At 68.1% G+C, this 3388-nt stretch carries 4 protein-coding genes; 3 read left to right on the top strand and 1 reads right to left on the bottom strand.

What is annotated here, in order from left to right; all coding sequences use genetic code 11:
* Positions 1-370: 370 nt before the first annotated feature.
* On the bottom strand, positions 371-1012 hold the full coding sequence (locus ABZ354_RS28525; protein WP_358661598.1) for a DNA-3-methyladenine glycosylase: 642 nt from the start codon (positions 1010-1012) through the stop codon (positions 371-373).
* 170 nt (positions 1013-1182) lie between these two features.
* Between ABZ354_RS28525 and ABZ354_RS28530 the strand changes: the two genes are divergently transcribed.
* The 3 genes from ABZ354_RS28530 (at position 1183) to ABZ354_RS28540 (ending at position 3254) form a co-directional block, all read left to right on the top strand.
* Positions 1183-1965: a sporulation protein gene (locus tag ABZ354_RS28530; protein ID WP_358661600.1), complete on the top strand. Its 783-nt coding sequence runs from the start codon at positions 1183-1185 to the stop codon at positions 1963-1965.
* Between the two features lie 40 nt (positions 1966-2005).
* Positions 2006-2545, top strand: a complete 540-nt coding sequence (locus ABZ354_RS28535) for a YbhB/YbcL family Raf kinase inhibitor-like protein (protein WP_358661602.1) — start codon at positions 2006-2008, stop codon at positions 2543-2545.
* Positions 2546-2747: 202 nt separating this feature from the next.
* The gene (locus ABZ354_RS28540; RefSeq protein WP_358661604.1) at positions 2748-3254 is read left to right on the top strand and encodes an HNH endonuclease; all 507 of its coding nucleotides are present in this window, start codon (positions 2748-2750) and stop codon (positions 3252-3254) included.
* Positions 3255-3388 lie beyond the last annotated feature (134 nt).

The following is a 3388-nucleotide window of genomic DNA, read 5'->3' on the forward strand; positions in this document are numbered from 1 at the left end:
CACGCTGTTGAGTTCTCAAGGAACGGACGCTTCCTTTGTACTCACCCTCTCGGGCTTTCCTCCGGGCGCTTCCCTCCGGTCTTGCGTTTCCGACTTTATCAGATCCTTTCCTGCGATCCGATTCCCTGTCGGCGGGATATCGTTGACCTTCTCGCTTTCGCTCGTCGGCCTTTCGACATTCACTACGTTAACCGATCCTCCGCTCAACTCATAATCGAGTCCGCGGGCTTTGAATTCAGGCATAGGGACACGCCGAACTCGACCCCGCGAAGGGGTGATCGTCAAGTAGTGGGTTGGCCGCTCCGGCTGCTGGCGATTGCCGTACCCGGTTCAGCGGCTCGGACTACATTACGCACCTCATGGGTACGGGTCAACTTCGGCGGCGCCTCGGCGCGTGGGCCCGGTAGGGGCTCACCGTCGCGTCGTCGGCGATCCAGTACCGCCAGGGGTGGATACCGCCGTCGCCGGCCACACCGGTTCGCGGGCCGTTGCGTACCTGGTCGGACGGCGCAGGTGTGCCGGTCAGGATGCGCAGTGGGGTGTCCCCGGCGGCGCACGCGTCCGTGCCGTCGAGGGCTCGGTCGACGTCCAGGGCCATGGCCAGGCGAGCCGGGCCTTTGGCCAGTTCCTTGTCATGTCGGGCCGAGATTCGACGTTTACGAGCCCACTCGACGCCCTCGGTGACCTCGCCGGCACGGAGCAGAACCCCGCTGGCCCTGCCCTCGGGTCCGCACACCAGGTTCATGCAGTGCCACATGCCGTAGGTGAAGTAGACGTAGACGTGTCCGGGCGGGCCGAACATGACGGCGTTGCGGGGCGTGCGGCCGCGGTAGGCGTGGGAGCCCGGGTCGTTCGGGCCGTCGTACGCCTCGACCTCTGTCAGGCGGAGGGCGATCGGACCGTCCGGGGTGCTGCGCACCAGGACGCGGCCCAGGAGATCGGGGGCCACGTCGAGGACGGGGCGGTCGAAGAATCCTCGGGGCAGGGGCGTACGGTCGGGGCTCGCGATCATGCCCTCCGAGGGTACTGGAGGCGGGTCGGGCCACAGGGTGGCCGACGGGCTTCGGCCTCACGAGGGCGAGGCCGGAACCGGACGCCGTCGGATCGCGTTTGTACGAAGCAGAGGATCCTCGGTTCACGAAAAGGTGCCGGGCCCCGGGGCCCGTCTGGAGAGGGAGAGACATGGCGTTCAAGAAGCTGCTCGCGAGCCTGGGGGCCGGCGGGGCTTCCGTCGAGACGGTGCTGAACGAGGTGAACGTCGTTCCGGGCGGTGTCGTCCAGGGTGAGGTGCGGATCCAGGGCGGGTCCGTGAACCAGCAGATCGAAGGGCTGTCCGTCGGGCTGCAGGCCAAGGTCGAGGTCGAGAGCGGCGACGAGGAGTACAAGCAGAACATCGAGTTCACGAAGCAGCGGCTCGGCGGGGCCTTCGAGCTGCAGGCGAACGCGGTGCACGCGGTGCAGTTCGGCCTGGAGATCCCGTGGGAGACGCCGATCACGACGATCGACGGTCAGCCGCTGCGCGGGATGAACATCGGTGTGACCACGGAGCTGGAGATCGCCCGCGCCGTGGACTCCGGCGACCTCGACGCGATCAGCGTGCACCCGCTGCCCGCGCAGAAGGCGATCCTGGACGCCTTCATCCAGCTGGGCTTCCGCTTCAAGAACGCGGACATGGAGCGCGGGCACATCCGCGGTACGCGGCAGAAGCTGCCGTTCTACCAGGAGATCGAGTTCTTCCCGCCGCAGCAGTACCACGGGCTGAACCAGGTCGAGCTGAGCTTCGTGGCCGACCAGAACGCGATGGACGTCGTGCTGGAGATGGACAAGAAGCCGGGTCTGTTCAGCGAGGGCAGCGACACGTTCCGCTCGTTCCAGGTCGGCCTGAACGACTACCAGGGGACCGACTGGGCGGCGTACCTCAACCAGTGGCTGTCGGAGGTCGGCAGCAAGCGCAACTGGTTCTAGGCTCGACACCGACTGAAGGAACCGATCAGGAGGTACCGAGGTGACCGAGCTCAAGAGGCGGCCGCTCCCCCACGACTTCCATCCGCCCGTGCCGTCGTTCGCGGTGACGAGTGAGGATGTCTCGGAGGGCGCGACCCTCAAGGACGCTCAGGTCCACGCGGCCGGCAACACCTCACCGCACCTGCGGTGGGAGGGCTTCCCGCCCGAGACCAAGAGCTTCGCCGTGACCTGCTACGACCCGGACGCCCCGACGGGCAGCGGGTTCTGGCACTGGGTCGTGTTCGACATCCCGGCCTCCGTGACGGAGTTGCCCGCGGGGGCGGGCAGCGGCACGTTCGAGGGCCTGCCGGAGGGTGCGGTCCAGGCACGCAACGACTACGGGACGAAGGACTTCGGCGGTGCCGCGCCGCCGCCCGGGGACGGTCCGCACCGGTACGTGTTCACGGTGTACGCCGTGGACCAGGAGAAGCTCGGTCCGGACGCGGACGCGACGCCCGCCGTCGTGGGCTTCAACCTGCGCTTCCACGCGATCGGGCGGGCACAGCTGATCGGCGAGTACGAGGTGCTCGCCGAAGGCTGACCCAATCCGGGCGTTCACGGAACGTTTGCCCGCTCCTGGTCTTGGAAGTGATCAGGGGCGGGCATTTTTTTGTTGCCGGGGGGGCCGCGGGGCCCCCGTCTCGTGGGGCAGCAGATATTGCGTTGTCCATCTCGGCGTGCCCGGCCAGAGTTGATCCCAGCCCGCCAGGGGGTGGGCCGGTGCACACGGGAGGTGGGCTGGTATGCGGGACACACTGGTACTCAACGCGAGCTTCGAGCCGTTGTCGACGGTGACGCTGAACCGAGCCGTCGTTCTCGTGCTCCAGGACAAGGCCGTCGTCGAGCAGGCCCACCCCGTGCTGCGGATGCGCGGAGCCGCGGTCGACATACCGGCGCCACGGGTCATACGGCTCTGCCAATACGTACGGGTGCCGTTCCGAAGACGGGCTCCGTGGTCGAGGCGGGGTGTTCTGGTGCGGGACCGGCACAGGTGCGCGTACTGCGGCCGGCGGGCGACGACCGTGGACCACGTGGTGCCGCGGTCGCACGGTGGTCAGGACACCTGGCTGAACACGGTGGCCTCGTGCGCGGAGGACAACCACCGCAAGGCGAACCGGACGCCGGAGCAGGCGGCGATGCCGTTGCTGCGGGCGCCGTTCGAGCCCACGCCGGCCGACGCGATGCTGCTGGCGCTGGCCAGGGACGACTTCGACGCGCTGCCCGGGTGGCTGGGCCAGCCGGCCGCCTGACCCGTGCCGCCACGCACGAAAGGGGGCGCACCTCTCGGTGGCGCTTTCTAGGGGTCGTTGCAACACGTGGTCGTGTTGATCAGGCCGCGAGCAGTTTAGACAGACGCTCGGCTGGGGTTTCCCAGCCGAGCGTT

The sequence above is a fragment of the Streptomyces sp. NPDC005925 genome (assembly GCF_040638805.1).
In the GTDB taxonomy this organism is placed as follows: domain Bacteria; phylum Actinomycetota; class Actinomycetes; order Streptomycetales; family Streptomycetaceae; genus Streptomyces.

Bases quoted from the DNA above. Each gene is read 5' to 3' on its own strand.
- ABZ354_RS28525 (WP_358661598.1), bottom strand. From the start codon at position 1,012: ATGATCGCGAGCCCCGACCGTACGCCCCTGCCCCGAGGATTCTTCGAC.
- ABZ354_RS28530 (WP_358661600.1), top strand. From the start codon at position 1,183: ATGGCGTTCAAGAAGCTGCTCGCGAGCCTGGGGGCCGGCGGGGCTTCC.
- ABZ354_RS28540 (WP_358661604.1), top strand. From the start codon at position 2,748: ATGCGGGACACACTGGTACTCAACGCGAGCTTCGAGCCGTTGTCGACG.